Annotated in this window: 17 protein-coding genes and 2 pseudogenes; 13 read left to right on the top strand and 6 right to left on the bottom strand. The window is 30.2% G+C overall.

The window, feature by feature from the left end:
- The first annotated feature begins 220 nt into the window (after positions 1-220).
- Genes CQA53_RS05955 through CQA53_RS05945 form a run of 3 tightly spaced genes read left to right on the top strand, consistent with a single transcriptional unit; the run spans position 221 to position 2,092 of the window.
- On the top strand, positions 221-781 hold the full coding sequence (locus CQA53_RS05955) for a hypothetical protein (RefSeq protein WP_115543108.1): 561 nt from the start codon (positions 221-223) through the stop codon (positions 779-781).
- 45 nt (positions 782-826) lie between these two features.
- Positions 827-1,432 (top strand): hypothetical protein, encoded by a 606-nt coding sequence (locus CQA53_RS05950; protein ID WP_245945728.1) that lies wholly within the window; start codon positions 827-829, stop codon positions 1,430-1,432.
- Between the two features lie 51 nt (positions 1,433-1,483).
- Entirely contained in the window at positions 1,484-2,092 is a 609-nt protein-coding gene (locus CQA53_RS05945; RefSeq protein ID WP_115543107.1) for a hypothetical protein, read from the top strand.
- A gap of 770 nt (positions 2,093-2,862) precedes the next feature.
- On the opposite strand, the gene CQA53_RS05940 is transcribed toward CQA53_RS05945, so the two are convergent.
- From CQA53_RS05940 to fur, 4 genes are all read right to left on the bottom strand, one after another.
- Positions 2,863-3,591, bottom strand: a complete 729-nt coding sequence (locus CQA53_RS05940) for a tetratricopeptide repeat protein (RefSeq protein WP_245945726.1) — start codon at positions 3,589-3,591, stop codon at positions 2,863-2,865.
- A 185-nt stretch (positions 3,592-3,776) separates the two neighbouring features.
- On the bottom strand, positions 3,777-4,265 hold the full coding sequence (locus CQA53_RS05935; RefSeq protein WP_115543106.1) for a hypothetical protein: 489 nt from the start codon (positions 4,263-4,265) through the stop codon (positions 3,777-3,779).
- A 32-nt stretch (positions 4,266-4,297) separates the two neighbouring features.
- Positions 4,298-5,002, bottom strand: a complete 705-nt coding sequence (locus CQA53_RS05930; protein ID WP_115543105.1) for a hypothetical protein — start codon at positions 5,000-5,002, stop codon at positions 4,298-4,300.
- Between the two features lie 77 nt (positions 5,003-5,079).
- Entirely contained in the window at positions 5,080-5,553 is a 474-nt protein-coding gene (gene fur, locus CQA53_RS05925; protein WP_115543104.1) for a ferric iron uptake transcriptional regulator, read from the bottom strand.
- A 295-nt stretch (positions 5,554-5,848) separates the two neighbouring features.
- Between fur and CQA53_RS13710 the strand changes: the two are divergent.
- The 4 genes and pseudogenes from CQA53_RS13710 to CQA53_RS05905 form a co-directional block, all read left to right on the top strand.
- Positions 5,849-6,664: pseudogene (locus CQA53_RS13710) on the top strand (methyl-accepting chemotaxis protein); the annotation flags it as partial.
- A gap of 12 nt (positions 6,665-6,676) precedes the next feature.
- The gene (locus CQA53_RS13705) at positions 6,677-7,168 is read left to right on the top strand and encodes a CZB domain-containing protein (protein WP_407918842.1); all 492 of its coding nucleotides are present in this window, start codon (positions 6,677-6,679) and stop codon (positions 7,166-7,168) included.
- Between the two features lie 313 nt (positions 7,169-7,481).
- Positions 7,482-8,747 carry a hypothetical protein gene (locus tag CQA53_RS05910; RefSeq protein ID WP_115543101.1) on the top strand — a complete coding sequence of 422 codons (1,266 nt, stop codon included), beginning with the start codon at positions 7,482-7,484 and terminating at the stop codon, positions 8,745-8,747.
- Entirely contained in the window at positions 8,737-9,585 is an 849-nt protein-coding gene (locus tag CQA53_RS05905) for a class I SAM-dependent methyltransferase (protein WP_115543100.1), read from the top strand. Before CQA53_RS05910 ends, CQA53_RS05905 begins: the two co-directional genes overlap by 11 nt.
- Positions 9,586-9,940: 355 nt before the next feature.
- On the opposite strand, the gene pgp3 is transcribed toward CQA53_RS05905, so the two are convergent.
- Together pgp3 and CQA53_RS05895 are read right to left on the bottom strand one after the other, a co-directional pair.
- The gene (pgp3, locus tag CQA53_RS05900; RefSeq protein WP_245945724.1) at positions 9,941-10,930 is read right to left on the bottom strand and encodes a peptidoglycan metallopeptidase Pgp3; all 990 of its coding nucleotides are present in this window, start codon (positions 10,928-10,930) and stop codon (positions 9,941-9,943) included.
- A 134-nt stretch (positions 10,931-11,064) separates the two neighbouring features.
- Positions 11,065-12,090 carry a hypothetical protein gene (locus CQA53_RS05895; protein WP_115543099.1) on the bottom strand — a complete coding sequence of 342 codons (1,026 nt, stop codon included), beginning with the start codon at positions 12,088-12,090 and terminating at the stop codon, positions 11,065-11,067.
- Positions 12,091-12,401: 311 nt separating this feature from the next.
- On the opposite strand from CQA53_RS05895, the gene dnaA reads away from it, so the two are divergent.
- The 6 genes and pseudogenes from dnaA to CQA53_RS05865 form a co-directional block, all read left to right on the top strand.
- Entirely contained in the window at positions 12,402-13,760 is a 1,359-nt protein-coding gene (dnaA, locus tag CQA53_RS05890) for a chromosomal replication initiator protein DnaA (RefSeq protein WP_245945722.1), read from the top strand.
- 320 nt (positions 13,761-14,080) lie between these two features.
- On the top strand, positions 14,081-15,190 hold the full coding sequence (gene dnaN / locus CQA53_RS05885; RefSeq protein ID WP_245945720.1) for a DNA polymerase III subunit beta: 1,110 nt from the start codon (positions 14,081-14,083) through the stop codon (positions 15,188-15,190).
- Positions 15,191-15,230: 40 nt separating this feature from the next.
- Positions 15,231-17,570 (top strand): DNA topoisomerase (ATP-hydrolyzing) subunit B, encoded by a 2,340-nt coding sequence (gyrB, locus tag CQA53_RS05880; protein ID WP_115543098.1) that lies wholly within the window; start codon positions 15,231-15,233, stop codon positions 17,568-17,570.
- A gap of 299 nt (positions 17,571-17,869) precedes the next feature.
- Positions 17,870-19,414, top strand: coding sequence for a flagellin B (locus CQA53_RS05875; RefSeq protein ID WP_115543097.1), 1,545 nt, complete (start codon positions 17,870-17,872; stop codon positions 19,412-19,414).
- A 217-nt stretch (positions 19,415-19,631) separates the two neighbouring features.
- The gene (locus CQA53_RS05870; RefSeq protein WP_115543096.1) at positions 19,632-19,997 is read left to right on the top strand and encodes a hypothetical protein; all 366 of its coding nucleotides are present in this window, start codon (positions 19,632-19,634) and stop codon (positions 19,995-19,997) included.
- A gap of 27 nt (positions 19,998-20,024) precedes the next feature.
- Positions 20,025-20,251, top strand: a pseudogene (locus CQA53_RS05865) (hypothetical protein); the annotation flags it as partial.

Raw genomic sequence — 20,251 nt, 5'->3', positions numbered from 1 at the left:
ACTTTATTTTTCTAGAGAAACTTACAGAGATTTTAATCTATAAAAATTTATCATTTTTTTCTAAAAATGTATTTTTGTAAAGTATCTTTTCTTGATTTTTCTTGATTTTTCTTGATTTTTCTTGATTTTTCTTGATTTTTTTGATAGCATAACGACAGAAAAAACTTAAGGGGTATATTCTCTAAAGTGTTTTTAATTTCTATATTGTAAGGTGTAAAAGATGTTGAACTACAAACAAGTCTTAAATCAATCAGTAAAAATTGGTTTAGTGGCAGGTTCCGTTTTAATGTTAGTTGCTTGCGGTGGTCCAAAGAAGAATAAAAACAGCAAGTATATGTCAGAAGAGTTAGAACCAAATGCAAGGCAACTTGCTGTATATAAAGCTGTTGGATATGCTATTGATCCACAACTTCCTGTTTATGAGCCAAAAACTCTTAATGAAGCTGCACGAGGGATTGCTGTTGCGTATAGTGTTCCTTATAACTGCAAAGTTTTAGGCGAAGTAGAAGGGAAAGATGAAGCTGGAGGAAAAGCTGGACCTACTTTTGAAAAAATTAGAGAAGGTGCAACAAATGATTTAAGAAATCAAGCTGCGGATCTTGTAAGAGGCGGACAAAGATTAATGTTATCTGTTACAAAAGAAGCAATGATTTGTCAAATGAGAACCAAAAAAGATCAGTATCAAGAAGAAGATTGCACACTTTGGGATAAACTTCCTACAAATGGACAGATTCTTTCTTACAGGATTCATGCAAATGTGTTTGAGTGTGGTGAAAAATAATTTTATTTTAATAATATTACAATAATATATATTTAAGGATGGATCATGTTAAGTAAAAATTTTACAAAGTTTTTAAAAGTTAGTTTAGTTGCCGGAGTTACTTCTTTTGCCTTATTACACACAGCTATTGCTGATGAGATTACTGTTGAAGAAGATCAATCTTATTCTGCTCAAACCGTAGATAACAAGTCTCTTAGGGAAAGAAATGAAAATATTGATGTGGCTCGTGAATTAGTAATTACAAAATCCGCCATGGATTCTCTTTATAAATTACCAAGATTACCACAATATACTCCTATTCCACTTATAGAAGAAGCTAAAGGAATTGCTGTGTTAAATGGTATTCCATTAAATTGTAAGCTACTTGGTGAAGCAGAAGGTATGGATAATTCAGATGGTAAGGCGGCTCCATCGTTTGAACAAATTAGAGAAGGTGCATTAAATAATTTAAGAAATCGCACTATGGATCTTGTTGATTCAAGAGATAGAATTGTACTTACTCCCGTAAAAGAGGCTATGACTTGTGAACTTCGCTCTGAAGATAATCAATTTGACGAGAAAGACTGCACAACATGGACACAAATACCAAACAATGGAAAGATTCTATTCTATAGAATCCATGCAAATGTATTTGATTGTGGTGCAAGATAAAGTAGAGACAATAGATTTATTTTATAATAATATTATGTTGAAGGTGGAAAAATGTTAAAAATATTAAATGGAAATATAGTTAAAAACATAGCAACAATAGCAATAGTTGTTGGTGCTGTTCCTTTGTTGGTTGCTTGCAATAAAGAACCAAAAAAACAACAAAGTAAAGGTGGCAATTATAGTAATTCAAAGGGTAAAGTAAGTTATAGTAAGGAAGTTGAAGTAACTGTAGATGCTGCAAGAGAAATAACAGTAACCAAGGTTGCTCCTTACATTAAAGTTCCACAATTACCTGCTTATGAACCAAAAAGATTGAACGAAGAAGCAAGAGGAATAGCTGTTGCATATAGTGTTCCTTACACTTGTAAATTACTTGGTGAGGTAGAAGGGAAAGATAACTCTGATGGTAAAGTTCCTCCTTCTTTTGAAGATATTCGTGAAGGTGCAACAAATGATTTAAGAAATCATGCAGCTGAGCTTGTAAATGAGGATAGCAGAATCTTAGTGAAATTAACAAAAGAAGCTATGATTTGTGAGATGAGAGTAAATGATGGTAAATATGAAGAGAAAGATTGCACTGCTTGGGAAAAAATTCCTCAAAATGGTAAAATTTTGTCTTATAGAATCCATGCCAATGTATTTGAATGCGGAACAAAATAAACCTCTTTTCTCCTTTCTTAGAGCTTTAAATTACAACACACTATAGAGAGTGCGGTTAGAGCATAAGTGCTTTAACCATATTCTTATTTTTATTTTCTTCCTTAATCTTTTATATATTATTCTGTTTGATTCTTTCTTAAGAGTTTTGTAAGAATTCTACAATAAATATTGTTTATTGCTCCCTAATTTATATTTCTTTTAAATTTATTTACTATATATTACCATATAAATAATATTCTTATGTACTTTTTATATAAAGAATATGTTTTGATAGAAACCTGACATAAATATCACAAATATAAAATTCTATTAAATATTATATTGATGGATTCCGTTGCACACAACATTAAACCCTCATAAGAATCTACCATTACCTTTCTCAATAATCTATTATAGTAAAATTCACAACATAGCTAATATATACTTGTGGTATAAGTGAGTAATTAAAATATTTTTATATTTTTCTAAAAATTATCCAAAGCATAGGAGAATCAAAACAAACAATACGAGAAGTTTAAAAATCCCCTAAAAATTACAAAATAAGCCGCATTTAACAAGCGTATATCATAACTATAATGTGTTGCTTATACAAACCATTATATATAATATTTTTATATTACAGAATCTCTTTATAAATAATATAAACTATGTATTACGCCAAATCAATAATTTTATAGAATAATATATTAAAAAACAACAAGACACTGTTGCTTATGATAGAATTCGAGTTACGCTGTTATAAAGGAAAAAACATTGCATAGAAAATTGATTTACAGAAATTCATTATATGCATCGCATGCATCAGAATTACCCAAATCACAAGATTTACTATAAAGTTCTTTTGCCTTTTTTAGGTTAAGCTCAGCACCAACACCTGTGCGATAATATCCTGCAAGTTGATAGCATGCTTGTGCATTTTTAAAATCACAAGAACGTCCAAGTAACCAAAAACCTTGTTTTGGATTTTTCTTAATACCTCTTCCGGTTTCATAGAGATTCCATGCTTCAAAACATGCTGTTGCATTATCTCCATTACATGCAATTTGTCGTGCATTAAGAGCTTTTTGTCGTTGATTATGGATAAGAAAAATCGTTGCATAAGCACGACACACTTCTGTGCTATTAAGATTGCATTGTTTTGAATTTTTATCAGCAAACGCGAGAGCTTGGGAACATGCACCTTTATTCCCACCATTACATTGTGTAAGTAATTGTTGAAATGTATCATTAATCTCATATGTTGGTTGCTGACTTTTTTTAATCTGAAAACTTCCACTTGTAGTTGTTGAAGTTTCTTGCACTCCCTTTATTTCATCAACGCTCAACTCATCGAGTGTATCCCAACTCTTTTTATTGTTTTTGTTTGTTATATTTACACCGCTTGATTCGGTATCTGGACCTATTCGAATAACTTCTACCGGAGCATTTATATCTTGAGCATACATATAAGCAAGATGTATTACACAAATAACAGTGCAATAAAGCAATATCTTTTTCAATCCTAATCCTTGAAAAACAAAATATATTCAATTATAGCAGAAAATAATTGTAAAAGAGAATTCTAAATTATATTTTAAAAATATACTCAACGCTTTTTATGGGGAACAAAATATAATTTTTGATAAGTATTTTATATAATAAAATCTATTTTGAAATCTAATTTAGATTTTCTTTTATGATATATTTAATTAAATTTTTCTAAAATTAAATCTTGCTCTTGAGGAAAAATTTCTAGCACTATTGTATATAATGAATTATTTTTATTCTGAAGAATAATTTCATTCTTTAGAATCTTTTTTATAATAAATTGCTGGTTATTATAATATATTGTATCACTTAAATTATACCATTTTTCATTAATCAATACACTCTGATTGAGAATTGCTAGGAGAGTGAGTATTTCTTGCGGTTGGTCTTTTTCTTTCTTATTAATTGCAGCCGTAGGCAATTGCTTTGATGTGATTGAAATATTTTCATCATTTTCTTCACTTTTTGGTAATAAAGATTCCAAAAGTATGTAAAAGTCTTTTGATACAATATGTTTTGGTTCAGAAAGTATTAAAAGTTTTTCTTCTGTATTATAAAGAGGTATTTTAAAAAAAGACATAAAAAAGAATCCAATTAGAATAAATAATGCTAAAAGCAAAAGTATATATCCATTAATGATTTTCATCGAATCTCTTTTAAGTCATTCACTAAGATTTTTTATATTTTTATTCTTTCTATTTCAAATACAACCTTTAATTCTTGTCTCCATTTAATTGGAAGCGACATTGTTTTTGTATTATCAACCTCGATTGTATTTAATGCTGTTTGTAATCGTTGCAACATATTTGGCTCTTGAATATGGTTGCTTAAATCATCTCCTTTATTTATAGGTTGCTGTGCATGCGTTATGTCAAGTATCTCAACATTAAACCCATGTATTTCTGTAATAAAAACAAGAGGTAGATTCTCTAGCTCACGAATAAACTCATAACATGCTATACCTATGCAAGAAACATACATATAATATTTATTTATAGAATCAAGTTTTTTGCTTTCGATATTTTTATGATGTAAGTTTGTTTGGATAATATTATTATATGAATTTCTTACATATCCTTGATCATTTGTATTTTGAAAAAACTCCTCATAAGCACAAAACAATCTTGCACATCTATTTTGAATTTCATACTTTTCAGTCAAATTAAAAATATCTTTATGAATTTCACCAATATTACCAACATACTGCTTTACTATTATTTCCCTTTCATGTTTAAGATTATCTGTAATAATGTAAATAATACAAAGAAAAATTCCTAAAAATATAACACGTTCTAAAAGAGATTTTTTTAGTAAATATTGTGTTAAGATATTAAAGATTCTGTTCAAAATATCACCAATAATAGTTATATCAATTAAACCCATTTGCTAGGATTCTCAAGAATCAAAGTCATCAGCATTTTTTATATCTAAAATGTTATATTACAAATCATTTTCAAAAATTAAGAATTTGTTTTACATTTACTACAAAGCACAAATAATCGCATATCATGGCTAATTAGCTGTGTACCAAATTTTTCTGCAATATCAATTTGTAATCGTTCAATATCTGAATCTACAAATTCAATAATTGTGCCACAATTTAAACATATAATATGATCATGGTGTGCTTTTGCAGCAATTTCATATCTTTTTCCCGTTTTGTCTGCTTCAAGTGCAGTTATAAAATTCTCTTTTTCTAAAAAGCTTAAAATTCTATAAACAGATGAGATGCTTGTATTTTTATCTTTCATTCTTAATTGATTTGCAATTTCTTCTGGACTTAAGTGCATACCACTTTTATTGTATAAAACAGCAATGATTTCTTCTCGCTGTTTGGAATTTTTTAATCCATTTTTCTTAATTGAAGCTCGTAACCTATCCAGAATAGAATCTAATGTTTCAAGTCGTTTGGTAATAGTTTTTTCTACAGCCATATATTCTCCTTGCAAGTTTATTAAAATAAAAACTACTATTATATTATAACATAAAAAAATGAAAATACTAGATATTTTCTCAAAATATTGCAAAAATAATAATGAAAAAAGAGAGATTCTTGCTTTTAATAAAAACCGAGTATAAATTAAAAAAGAGAGATGACTTTGATATTTTACTTTTTATTATCATTTATGCTACTTAGAAACAGAAAAATCTTAATTGTCTTTAACATTTTTCTTTAAATTGTGTTGTAAAAATGATATAATATTTTATAGACTTTTAAAAAGGATTATAATGTTTGCATCAAATTCACTTAAACAAGAACTGCAGGCAAAAGAGTTGGAGATACAAAAAATGCAAAAGGAAATTGATCTCTACAAACAATTATGTGCCTTTTCATCTGAAGATATTATTATTGTGTTTTCTGAGAACAAAGATATATTTTTTTGTAATGGTTGTGCGAAAGAGATATTTGCAGACAATATAAATAAAATTTCTAGTCAGCTTTTCAGTGGTAATAATGTAATTAAGATTAATGCTCAAATGTTTTTAGTAAAACATAAAAAAATTGATAATCTTGATATTTTTATATTAAACTTGTCGCATTTTGGTGATAAAAATTTAGGGGGTATAGATATTATTAATTACCATCATACTACATTAAGAAATGGGCTTAGCATTGCTCAAAATTCTTTTCAAAAAATCTTTAACGATCTTACGCAAATTCTACAAAACTCAGAAGATATTGCAAAAACTTCGCATGAAGGATTAAAAGATAGTGAAAAATCTCTTGAAGATATTAGCGAACTTTATGAGAAGGTGCAACATGCACAGCAATTAGCACAATCTTTAAGTAGTCGCAGTAATGATATTACAAGTGTTATTTCCTTAATTGATGATATTGCAGAACAAACAAATCTCTTAGCGTTGAACGCAGCAATAGAGGCAGCAAGAGCAGGAGAACATGGGAGAGGATTTGCTGTTGTTGCTGATGAAGTCAGAAAACTCGCAGAAAAAACTCAAAAAGCTACAAAAGATATTGCTATTGTAGTTAAAGCAATGCAACAAGAGAGTGGTGATATTCATGCCAATACAGAAGAAATCAATGTTGTCACAGAATCTATGCGAGAGAATGTTAATAATATAGTTGAAATGATACATAGTGTTTCATCATCATCTATATATTCAAAATATATGTTAAAAATGATTAATAATTTAGTATTTTGCTCTCTTGCAAAAATTGATCATACTATATATAAAAATAATCTTTACTCCTTTATACTCGGTATTATTAATGATTTTGGTATTATAGATCATAAAAACTGTCGTCTTGGAAAATGGTATTATGAAGGCGATGGATATAAAAACTTCAGAGATACTCAAGGCTATAGGAATTTAGAAAAATATCACTCCAATGTTCACTCTCATGCAAATTCAATTGCAGTTCCATTAAAAGAACAACAAAATATCACAAAAGATTCTATTGATAAGAATATTATAGGTGTTGAAGATTGTGCAAGGGGTATTGCAAGTGAAATCGATAATATGCTTGCAGAAAGCAATGAAAAGTTATTGAAAGAAAAAGATGTTGAGTGTCAAAAGATAGCCCAATAAAATAATAATATTGGTAACTGAAATATAGTAATTAGAAATTAAGGTTGCTATATGTAATCACAATAACTATATTCGTTTATTACTCTTTAATTCTAAAATAATTAAGATTCTATATTGTGAATATAAAAATTTCTTGGGTAACCAAGCAAGAATTTCTATTATAAGTAAAATTGTAGTATGTAATAATGCCAAATTTTTAAAAACTTTAAGTTTTTGAAATATTTCACAATCAATGAATTTAGAGAATCTGTCCCTAAATATTCTCAATGTTAAGATTCCTTACATAAAAAACTCAACTATTATGGAGCTAAAAATGGCAAAAAAACTCAAAAATACACTAAAAAAGCTTATTCCGCGTTTTATAATAAACTTTATAAAACGAAAAAAACAAAAAAGAGCGCAGAGATTCTCTCACAAAGTCATAGCTATCATCAGAGAACAGAATCAACAGCACCTTGATAGACTTATTGAAAGCTTCTTATATTCCTATGAGCTTCATACACAAAAAGCCTCACAAATACGGGGGGGGGGGGTAAATCTATCCCATATCAATAGACAATCACATGACACAAATCAAATCCCTCAAGGCAATGCAAATCCCACACTAGAATCAAAAAATACAGACCTAGAATCCAATACAATACAACAAGATTCTAAAGCTCCCCTCAAACCTACAAACATTACCGATGACTTTACAAAGTATCTCGCAGATTCTAACAACTCTACCCATAATCCCATAGAATCACTCACAATATCTCACAATCTCAAAACAACGAGTAATCCCACTCAATCCTCCTCGCCCGAGCTTATCATCTCGCTTACCAGCTACCCCAAACGAATGGGGCAGATTCACTACACGCTTTATTCACTTTTCACACAAAGTTTGCGTCCTCATCGTATCGTGCTATGGCTTAGTGAAGAGGAATTCCCACATAAAGAGGTGGATTTGCCCCAAAGTGTGCTTGGATTCCAAGACAAAGGCTTACAAGTCGCGTGGTGTAAGGAAAATCTCAAATCCTACAAAAAACTTATCCCAAGCCTCCAAGCATTTCCCAATGCCCTTATCGTTACTGCCGATGATGATGCGTTCTACCCATACTTTTGGTTACAAAGGCTCTATGAAGCGTATTTGCAAGCCCCGCAGTATATCCACGCTCATCGCGCCCATAGAATCTGCTTTGATAAGAAGGGGGCGATTCTCCCCTATAATGCGTGGCAGGGCGAGATAGAATCTAAACAAACTATGCCTTCATATTTGAATTTCTTTACGGGCTTAGGTGGGGTGCTCTATCCACCAAACTCACTCTATAAAGATATTTGCGATTCTAGCCTATTTATGCGACTTGCGCCAAGTAATGATGACATATGGTTTTGGGCTATGGCGCTCCTGCAAGGGAGCAAAATCAATGTTGTGCATGATAATCACGCGAACTTAGAGACCATAGATGAGGGCAGTCAGGAGAATGCACTATGGAAAATAAATGTCGAACAAAATCAAAACGATGTGCAAATCCAAAATGTATTGAGACATTATCCCAAACTGCGTGAAATGGTGAAGTTTAACTCAAATGAGTATTGAGATTCCCTATGCGACACACACAAAACAAGATTCTAATGGGGGGGGGGAATCCTTAAGGAAAAAGCAAAATAATATCGGTGCGAGCGGAGCAGGGAGCTATAATCATCTAGCAGTTTTTAAGGCTGAAGTGCTAAATAATTTTGTCGCTCACAATCACATAAACTGCGTGCTTGAGTGGGGCTGTGGCGATGGTAATCAGCTTTCACTCTTCACTTTTCCGCATTATATCGGGCTTGATGTCTCGGCCACGACAATAGCAAACCTCAAACAGAGATTTGGCAATGACTTCACTCATAATAAGCGGGGCGATTGTGGGAGCAGAGAATTTTATCTTGTGAGCGAATATTTGCGTGATAGAGATTCTAAGATTCTGTGTTGCGATACGAAGCGAAGTCCTGTTGTGAATCTTAAAGGGCAAAGTGAGATTCTATATCGTGATATGAAGCCCGATAGTATCGAGCGAAGCGAGATTGATAACAAATGTTTGGAGAAAAACGAGCGAGGTAACATCAATGAGAGTTTCGCTCGTTTGCACAATCAAAGTGTGGATTTGGCAATTTCGCTTGATGTGATATATCATCTCATCGATAATAGGGTGTTTGAGGAATATATGGCAAATCTTTTTGCGTCATCGGCGAAATTTGTCATCATTTATGCGTCAAACAAAGATGAAATCCACGCGGAGCATGTGCGACATAGGAAGTTTAGTGCGTGGATTGAGGCAAATGCGAGTGAATGGCGACTAAGGGAGCATATCCCAAACAAATATCCATTCAACCCTAAGAAGCTCAATAGCACCTCATTTGCAGATTTTTATGTGTATGAAAAGACTGTGTGATAATGAAGGAGTTTATTGCGTATTTGGGCTTCAAATTTTTATCAATTCTTTTTCACTCATGTAGGCTTTTATCCTATTTATAGCCTTTTTACATAAAATATTTGTATAAAGTTTCGCACTACAAAAGCATATTTATAGATTCTATTGCAGTGAGGAATAGGATTTTCTGCTTGTAACTCAACAACAAAATAAGAGAAGGGAGATTTATACATACTTTATTGAATAAGATTTATGATGGATAAAAGATAATATGAATTTATATGAGATTCTAAAAATAAATAAAAATTCTACGGCGAATTGTTAAATCTAAATCTCTAAGAATACTATAAAATATGGAAAGTGTTTTGATGAATTTCTACTTCTCAAAAAGTTTATTTATATCATTAATAAACCTCATTGCATCAATTTGCACTCCATTCACAAGCATACCAAAGTGTAAATGTGGGGCACTCACACGCCCTGTATCCCCGCTTAGTGCTATTAATTCCCCTTGTTTTACTTTTTGTCCTACTCTTACTTTTATATCACTACAATGATAATACATACTAAAAATGCCTTGTCCATGACTGATTACAACTGATTTCCCAGCTAAAAAACGATCCTTTGCAATCACTACAACACCATCATTGATTGCATAAATAGAAGTGCCAATACTCGCACGCAAATCAGTTCCTCCATGATAACTTTTTACCTCATCATTAAAAACTCGTGCAGAACCATAAGGACTTGTAATATTCATATTTTTTAATGGATATCCAAATGGCTTATTCCAATATCTATTTTTTTCATAAGTTGTGTAAATTCTATTTACTTCTTTTAATTCACTTGCAATCCTATCACTCGTTGCTTTGTTTGGCTTTGTTTTACTTGTATCTTTAATAGTAATTTTTTCTCGACGATAATTCCCTTGAATAATACGAATCTGTATTGTATTATTCAAAAAAATCACATTTGGTTTTGCATAGTAATTAATTCCAACAAAAGCAATCTTCTTTGTAGAATCTACTGGATGTTTTAGCCATTCAAAAGTTTTTTTACCAATATGTAATTTCTCTGGATTTTTCTCATTTGTAATAGCAATAAATACTGTTCCATTTGGTATGATTGGTATCTGTGATGTAGTAACAACAGAATCTTTTATATCTTTTTGTATTGTTGATTCTACGGTAGTAGGTCCTATTTGCTGTGCTTTTGTTTGATAAATAGAGGAATCTATATTTATTTGAAATTGTGATTCAAAATTATCTTTTTTTATTGCTGAAAAATCTTGCGGAAAATAAATAGAATCTGCTTGTAAATAATGATAAAATAAACAATAAAACAAGAATATTTTTCTATAAAACATAACTTAAACCTTATTATCGTTAAAAAATTTCTAGTTCTTTTAATATAGCTTTATAGTGTAATTTTTACATTATTTATTTCAACATATTATAACCATTAAAGTTATATGAAAAAACTTAATAATATTGTTTTATCTCATTTCTTGATTCTCAGAATCTTGTTTCTAAACATTTTAAAGAACCCAAAAACCCATACTTCCAAACCATATCTCAATCCAATTTTAAAATGAAACCACATATTTAAATTTATATCATGTGTAAATTCTAATTTTTCTTGCGGATTTGCAAACTCAAAATTAACGATATTTTCATCAAAATTAAACTTATGAACACCACTTCCATCAAAGCCAAAATTACGCGTATATGAGAGTTGGCTAGGCCAGACACAAACCTTTTGTTGTTTATAAGCCACAGAAGATAAATATATATCCCATAATTCTGTTACTTGCCTATCTTTTTGAGAATTTCTAATTGCTAATAAATGTAACCATGAAAGTATGTTTCCATAAAACCAATGTTTTGGATTATATAAAAACCAGTTTATATCCGGTTTTTCCCAATCAATATGCTCCCATCTATCAGCCCACATTCCCCAACCCCAACTATGAAAAGCATAAGAAAATAAAACTTTATGAGGATATTTTTTTAGTGTTTTACTCTTAAGATTTGCCTCTTGATGTGTAAAAGCAGTAATAGCAATAACTTGTTGATTATCTTTATAGAATGTTAAAGCATCGTTCATATATTGTAAAAAAAAATTGTGTGTTTCAATATCATCTTCCAAACCAATAAATCTATCATATCCTTTTTCTTTAAAAATAAAATTGCCTTGCTTCACAACAGAATTTTTAATCCCAAGATTCTGTTGTGCTTCTATAATCTCTAAAGATTTAAAACCATGTTTTTTCTGTTGCAAAGAATAAATATAATCACGAACCTCTTGCACACCTTGCTTAGCACCCTCATTTTTTGGTGCATCTGAAAAAATATAAACCTCAGAATCTTTTGCCAAAGTATTTCTACTTAAACACTCAATGACTTTTTGAATTTTATCAACTCGATTATAAACAATAATACAAATTGGTGCATAAATCATATCCCCTTGTTCAAACTCCCATTGATATGATTCCTTTTCTATAATATTATCTCTGTGTTCTAACATATACACCGACTTTCATTTATTTAAATTTAGTTTTAGATTATAATGAATAAAAAAATAAAATTATACTATACAATCAAAAAAGTTTCAAGTTCATTCTAATTAATATAAAGGCATTTTAGCATTCTTTAAATATACACAAACTATCCTTAATAAAATAAAATCCACATTCACTCTTAATTCACTCTTAATTCACTCTTAATTCACTCTTAATTCACTCTTAATTCACTCTTAATTCACTCTTAATTCACTCTTAATTCACTAAAAATAAGATATACTTTTATAAAATATGTGAATTAAAAAGGTATTATTGAATGGATAGCTTATTTGACAACCAAAAAGAACATAAAACGATTAATAGAACTGAAATTCTTGCTACCCTTAAAAATCAAATTTCACCACAAGAATATAATCAATATCTTAGTAAAATTTCTTTTGATGAACAACATTCAAGTGAATCTAAAATCATCTTTTTAGCAGATAATCTTTTCTTACTAAATTGGGTAAAACGAAATTACAAAGAGAATATTCAAAATATTCTTGGGAAAGATTCTAAAGTAGAAATTATCTTTAGACTTAAATCAGAATCCAACTTAACTGAAGAATCTAAAAATAATTCACAAAAAAAATATATTATGAAAAACAATCAATCTATGACAAATACTGAATGTCGCTTTGATAATTTCATTGTAGGGGAATGTAATCGCTTTGCATACGAAACAGCAAGGGAGGTTGTTCAATATCGTGCAAGATATAATCCACTTCTTATACATGGGAACACAGGATTAGGAAAAACACATTTACTCAACGCTATATGTAATGCAGTATATCGCAAAAATCCAAATGCTATGATCGTTTATATTACAGCTGAAACAATGTTTAATGAATATCGCCATAGACTACATAATAGAACAATGGATCAATTTCGAGAAAGATTTAGAAAGTGTGATTACCTCCTTATTGATGATGTCCAATTCTTAGCAAAAACTGAAAAATTTCAAGAAGAGTTTTTCAATACTTTCAATGAAATTATTAATGTTAATGGACAAATTGTTATGACAAGCGATAAACCACCAAAACTAATTGAAAAATTAGAAAAAAGACTAAAATCAAGATTCAGTGGTGGTATGACAGCAAAAATAGAATCTCCAGAACTTGAAACAAAAATTAACATAGTAAAACAGAAATGTCAGCAAAACGATATTATGCTAGATTCTGAAATTATCAATCTCCTTGCAACACAAATCCACGATAACATACGCGAAATAGAAGGTATAATTGTAAACCTCTACGCACACATGTCAATCTTAAAAATGCCAATCACACTAGAAACAGTAAAACATGTCTTAAAAGATAGAGAAATAGAAAAACATGAAATAACTTTCGATGATATAGTAAAAATAGTCGCAATTGAATATAATATAAAACCAAGCGAAATAAAAACAAAAGTTCGCGGAAAGAAAAACACAGCAAAAGCAAGAAAAATTGTTACTTATATTGCAAGAAACCAAATCCACGCAACTTTCCCTAGCATTGCAGCTGAACTAAATCTTAAAGATCATAGTGCAGTAAGCAAACAAATTAAATCTATCACAGATGAACTACAACAAGACCCACATTTAAAAATGGAAATTGAAAACATGATATCTAAGCTAAAATTATCAAACCCTTAATATCTAAAATATCTACAATTTCAACCAATAATCTTACCTTAAAAACACATTAAAACAACGAAATTTTAACAATATTTACATTATATTCAGAATTTATAAAGAATAGATATGCTATACTTACCGTTTTTAAAAAATAATACTGTGAATGGATGTGAAAATAACGTGAATAAAATCAATTCCTTTCCAAATATTGAAAATAACGTGAATAACGAACTTTTCAAACAACAATTTTTTTTAATCACGTTATTCACTTATACTACTATCACTACTAAATTATTTATTATACTCCAAACATAAAAATCAAATCAGAAGGATAAAATGTGAAAAAAACACTCACAATTGATAAAAATACTATTGAACAAGCAATCTCAAATATGCAAAATGCAATTAACAAAAAATATACCATTGACATTACTTCAAACATAATGTTTGAAACTATTGATAATAAACTCATCTTAAAAGCAACAGATCATGAACTCTATATAAAATCAACCCTTACACCAAAATCATTAAATGGCAATATCAGTTGTGCAATTAACGGAGAATTAATTATTAATGTCATGAAATCGTTAAATGATTCTGAAATTATTTTAGAAGAAACAGAAGAATTCCTTTATATTAAACAAAATAAATCATCTTTTAAATTACCAATTTTTGAAATCAACGATTTTCCATTCAATGAGAGCTATACAAAGATGGAAAAAATCAATCTTGATAATGATATGCTCTTGCAATCCATTAAAAAAATTTCACATTGCTGTAGCGATAAAGATACTTTAAATATTGCCATGCAAGGAATCCTACTTGAAATTAAAAATTCATCTTTAAATATTGTGGCAACAGATTCTAAACGATTAGGTTTCATAAGAAAAGAATATAACGAAAATATCCAACCACTAAGTTGTATTATTCCCAAAAAAGCAATTAACGAATTATTAAAACTTTTCAATAATTCATTTGAATTTTATATCAAACGATTTGAAGAAGATAACAAAATAGAAACTATTGGTATCATTCATGAAAATTTAGAGTTTTACTCAAAACTCATTAATGCAAATTATCCTAATTACGAAAATCTTATTAACACAAAACCACAAGTAACACCGATTCAAATTGAAAAAGATAAACTTCTAAGAGCTTTAAATCAAATGAATTCAATTTGTACTCGAGTAAAAGTAACTTTTAATCCAAATGAAATCATTTTGGAAACGTTAGAGGGATTAAATGGAGCAAGTGCTTCCAATAGTATTGAAAATATACAAACACACATTACAGAATCTAAACAAACAGGTTTAGTCAATAGACATATCTTAGAATGTATCTCAAATATCAAATTTGATGATATTGAAATCTTTATTGATGATCCAAATAGACCAATTTTTATTGTTTCGAAAGATTTTGAAGAAATTATTATGCCTCAAATTATTTAATTCTATTGAATCAATAAGTTTAATAATATTAAGGAAAATTATGAATGATATAAAAAATACTAAAGAATACCATGCTGGAAATATAAAAGTTCTCAAAGGACTAGAAGCTGTTCGCAAACGACCAGGTATGTATATTGGGGATACTAATATTAATGGTTTGCATCACATGGTATATGAAGTTGTAGATAACTCTATTGATGAAGCAATGGCAGGATTCTGTAACATTATTGATATTACTCTTACAGACAGAGGAAGTGCAATTATTGAAGATAATGGAAGAGGAATCCCCGTTGATATGCACCCAACAGAAAATATTCCTGCCGCAACAGTTGTTTTAACTGTATTACACGCAGGAGGAAAATTTGACCAAGATACTTATAAAGTATCTGGTGGTTTGCATGGCGTTGGTGTAAGTGTTGTAAATGCTCTCTCTTCAAAACTTATTATGACAATTCATAAAAATAATAAAATTTATAGACAAAAATTTGAAAAAGGAATCCCTACAACAGAATTAGAAATTATAGGGGAAACAAAAAAACATGGAACAATAATAGAATTTTTTCCAGATTCTGAAATTATGGAAGAAATAAACTTCAATTCCGAAACGCTCATAAAACGTTTTAAAGAAATGGCATATCTTACACATGGAATCACAATTCATTTTAAAGATGAACGTAGTGGAATAAAAGAGACATTTCATTTTGAAGGCGGATTAACACAATTTATAAAAGATATCAACAAAGGACATTTTGTTACACAAATTATTGATTTTGAAGCAAAAGAAAATGATACAGAAGTAGAAATAGCTTTAGCTTACAATGAAGGATATGAAGAAAAAGTTTTAAGTTTTGTAAATAATATTCGCACACCAGATGGTGGAACGCATGAGGCGGGATTCCGTGCGGGATTAAGCAAAGCAATCTTAAATTACATTAAAGAAAATAGTGGTTCTAAAAAAGTAAATGCAGTAGCTGAAGATGTAAAAGAAGGGCTTATTGCAATTATTTCAACAAAAGTTATTGACCCACAATTCGAAGGACAAACAAAAGGTAAATTAGGAACTTCTTTTGTAAAAGGAATAGTTCAAAAACTTACTTATGAAAAAATCAGCAAATTTTTTGAAGAAAACCCTAATCAAGCTAAAATTATTATGGAAAAAATTATTTTGGCAGCAAATGCAAGAGAAGCAGCAAGAAGTGCTAGAGAAACTATACGAGATAAAAATAAAGTTTCACTTTCAACATTACCAGGTAAATTTGCTGATTGCCAAAGTAAAGATCCAACGATTTCTGAAATTTACCTTGTAGAAGGAGATTCTGCTGGAGGCTCTGCAAAGGGTGGTAGAGATAGAAAAAATCAAGCAATATTGCCACTCAAAGGAAAGATTTTGAATGTTGAGAAATCTCGTTTGGGTGTAATTCTTAAAAGTGAAGAAATACGAAATATGATTATTGCTTTTGGTTGTGGGATTGGAGATGAATTTAATTTGGAAAAGTTGCGTTATCATAAAATTATTATTATGACAGATGCTGATGTTGATGGAAGTCATATTCAGACACTTTTAATGACCTTCTTCTATCGATATTTAAAAGACCTTATTAAGCATGGATATGTTTATATAGCACAACCTCCGCTGTATTGCTTTGAAAAAAGTAAAGGAAAAAACAAAAAAGAGAAAACTTATCTCAAAGATGATAAAGCAATGAGCGAATTTCTCATAGAAAAAGGTATTGAAAATTTTACATTTAGAGGAATTGGTAATGCAGAATTATTGCAGATTCTAAAAATGATAGCTCATTATAGAAATTTAATACGAGATTTAGAAAGAAGATTTTCTGTTCAAGGCATTATTCGTTTTTTAATAGAAGATAATGCTATTGATGCTCATGACTTATATTCTTTGAGCAACAAAATAGAATCTTATTTACGAAATAAGAAATTTAATATTCTTAAGAAAAGTATTGAAGAGTTTCTTATTAAGTTTAATGTTCAAACAAATCTTGGTTTATCAGAAATAACTATTGTTAAAAATCTTTTTTATGATAAAGTATTTCAAGAATGTAAAAGTATTTATGGCAAAATCAAAGAAAGAGAATTGGAATTTTTAGAAGGTAAAGATATAATAGCATGTCTTGAAGAAATTGAGGAATCTGCTAAAAAAGGAGCAGAGTTAAAACGTTATAAAGGTTTAGGGGAGATGAATGCAAATGAATTATGGGAAACAACAATGTCGCCTCAAAATCGCACACTTATTCAAGTCAAAATAGAGAATGACGAACAAGCTGATGAGATATTTAATATATTTATGGGTGATGAAGTTGAACCACGAAGACAATATATTCAAAAACATGCAAGAGATGTAAAAAATCTTGATGTGTAATATAAATGACATACTTTTTTAATCAATTTACTTAGTTTGTATTAAACAATCATAAATCTAGATTCTATAAGAAAACATTTATTTGTTTATATGCCTAATCAAAGAAATATTTTTCAATCTTACAATTCTCATTTTGCTATACTTTGAAAATGAGTTATCATGTATTAATATTTATAGAATCTTTTACTAAATGGATATAATTTTTTTGATTTCATATAATTTTATATTTAATTTTCTTATTTAGGAACACACTTTGCTTTAATCTTTTCGTATTCAAATTTTTCGCAAAGGATGCAAAGATGAGTTTTAGGATAAATACAAATATCGCCGCACTCAATTCGCATACTATAGGTGTGCAAAACAATAGATTCATAGCGAATTCGCTAGAGAAGCTAAGTTCTGGTTTAAGGATTAACAAAGCAGCAGATGACGCCTCTGGTATGTCAATAGCTGATAGTTTAAGGAGTCAAGCAAGTTCATTGGGACAAGCGATTGGAAATGCTAATGATGCTATTGGTATGATACAAATTGCTGATAAAGCTATGGATGAGCAATTAAAGATTCTTGATACTGTTAAGGTAAAAGCAATTCAAGCTGCCCAAGATGGACAAACTACTGAAAGTAGAAGAGCGTTGCAAAATGATATTGTTCGACTCTTAGAAGAGCTTGACAATATTGCTAATACAACAAGCTATAATGGACAACAAATGTTGTCTGGTGCTTTTTCCAATAAAGAGTTTCAAATTGGGGCATATTCTAATACAACAGTAAAAGCTTCGATAGGACCAACAAGCTCCGATAAAATTGGACATGTAAGACTTGAAAGTTCTTCTGTAACAGGTATTGGTATGCTTGCTAGTGCTGGTGCTAAAAATTTAAAAGAGGTTGCCTTAAAATTCCGCCAAGTTGATGGGAAAAAGAATTATAAGTTAGAAACAGCTGTAATTTCCACAAGTGCAGGAACAGGCATTGGCTTATTAGCTGATACTATTAATAAGTTTTCAGATACTTTGGGTGTCCGTGCGTATGCAACTGTATTGGGAACAGGTGAGTTACCGGTGCAATCTGGAACCGTAAATGGTTTGGTTGTAAATGGGACTACTATTGGAACTATTAATGATGTTCGTAAGAATGATTCTGATGGTAGGCTTATTAATGCTTTTAATTCAATTAAAGAAAGAACAGGTGTTGAAGCGTATGTTGATATTGAAGGGAGATTAAATGTAAGAAGCCTTGATGGTCGAGCAATCTCTATACATACAGAAGGTAAAACAGGAGCTGTTTTAGGGGGTGGTAGTTTTAATGGTGTAGATGGCAAGAATCATGCGATCATTGGACGATTAAGCCTTGTTAGAACAGATGCTAGAGATATTATTGTGAGTGGGACGAATTTCAGTAGTGTAGGATTCCATTCTGCACAAGGCATCGCTCAATATACCGTAAATCTTCGTTCTGTGCGTGGTAATATGGATAGAAATATTGCAAGTGCTTCTGGTGCTAATGCAAATGCGGCTCAAGCACAACAAAATATCGATGGTATTGGTGCTGGTGTAACTTCACTAAGAGGTGCTATGGTTGTTATGGATATGGCAGAATCTGCTACAAGGCAACTTGATAAAATTCGTGCCGATATGGGTTCTGTTCAAATGCAACTTGTTGCAACGATTAATAACATTTCTATTACACAAGTCAATGTTAAAGCAGCTGAATCTCAAATTAGAGATGTGGATTTTGCTCAAGAGTCTGCAACATTCTCGAAACATAATATTCTAGCACAATCAGGTAGCTTTGCTATGGCTCAAGCAAATGCTGTGCAGCAAAATGTTTTAAGATTATTACAATAATCTTAAAATTCCTCAAATATCTTTTGTTTTCCATAAAACAAAAGATATTTGTCAAAAGTCAAACACTGATTTTATAATGAGTGTTTGATTCTCTATTTTCTTGCTTTTCAAAATTATTTTTTTTAATAACATTAACATCTAATATTAGTCCTATATGTGATTTTATATCTAAAAAAAGTATTTTTTTAGATATAATACGAAGTATTTAAGGTTTTAGGTGGTTAATGTGGATACAGACTCAAGATCTAATTTAAAAGATACAAAATATCTTGCAAGTTGCATAGCTGACATGGCTAAAGACTTGGGAGAGGCAATATATGAGAAAAAAAAGGACGAGAAATTATCCAAGCAAAAAATTACTACTCTTACACAAAGCTATCCGTCACGTATTGCAGATTATCGACAAAAAATTAAACTTTTACGAACAGCTGTTAATGAAAATAATGAATTACATACAATGTTGATTGCTAAAGATATAGAATCTATGTTGGTCCATGATACAAAAACATTATCACCGAGTGATTATTTTAATATTAAAACCGCCTTAACAAACTTAGTTGGTGATCGCCTTAATCATCTGTAATTTGTATTTGAAAGGAAATAAGACATCATGTTTCACATCGTATTTAACGCCGATGATAACTATATCAAATACACAGCAACACTCATCAATAGCATTATCATCAATGTCGATACAAGCAAGTCATTCGCCGATTTTTTTATGCAAGATACTATCAGCACTCCCACACCAAGCAAAATATTACAAGACTATTGGCATACACAAAATCCCAGCACAGCCTCAAATATAACCCAAATAGCCTTAGCTAGGGTGGGTGG

This window comes from Helicobacter didelphidarum (assembly GCF_003364195.1).
Classification (GTDB): Bacteria; Campylobacterota; Campylobacteria; order Campylobacterales; family Helicobacteraceae; genus Helicobacter_A; species Helicobacter_A didelphidarum.
The sequence above is the reverse complement of the archived record's forward strand: the minus strand, read 5'-3'. Positions and strand labels throughout refer to the sequence as shown.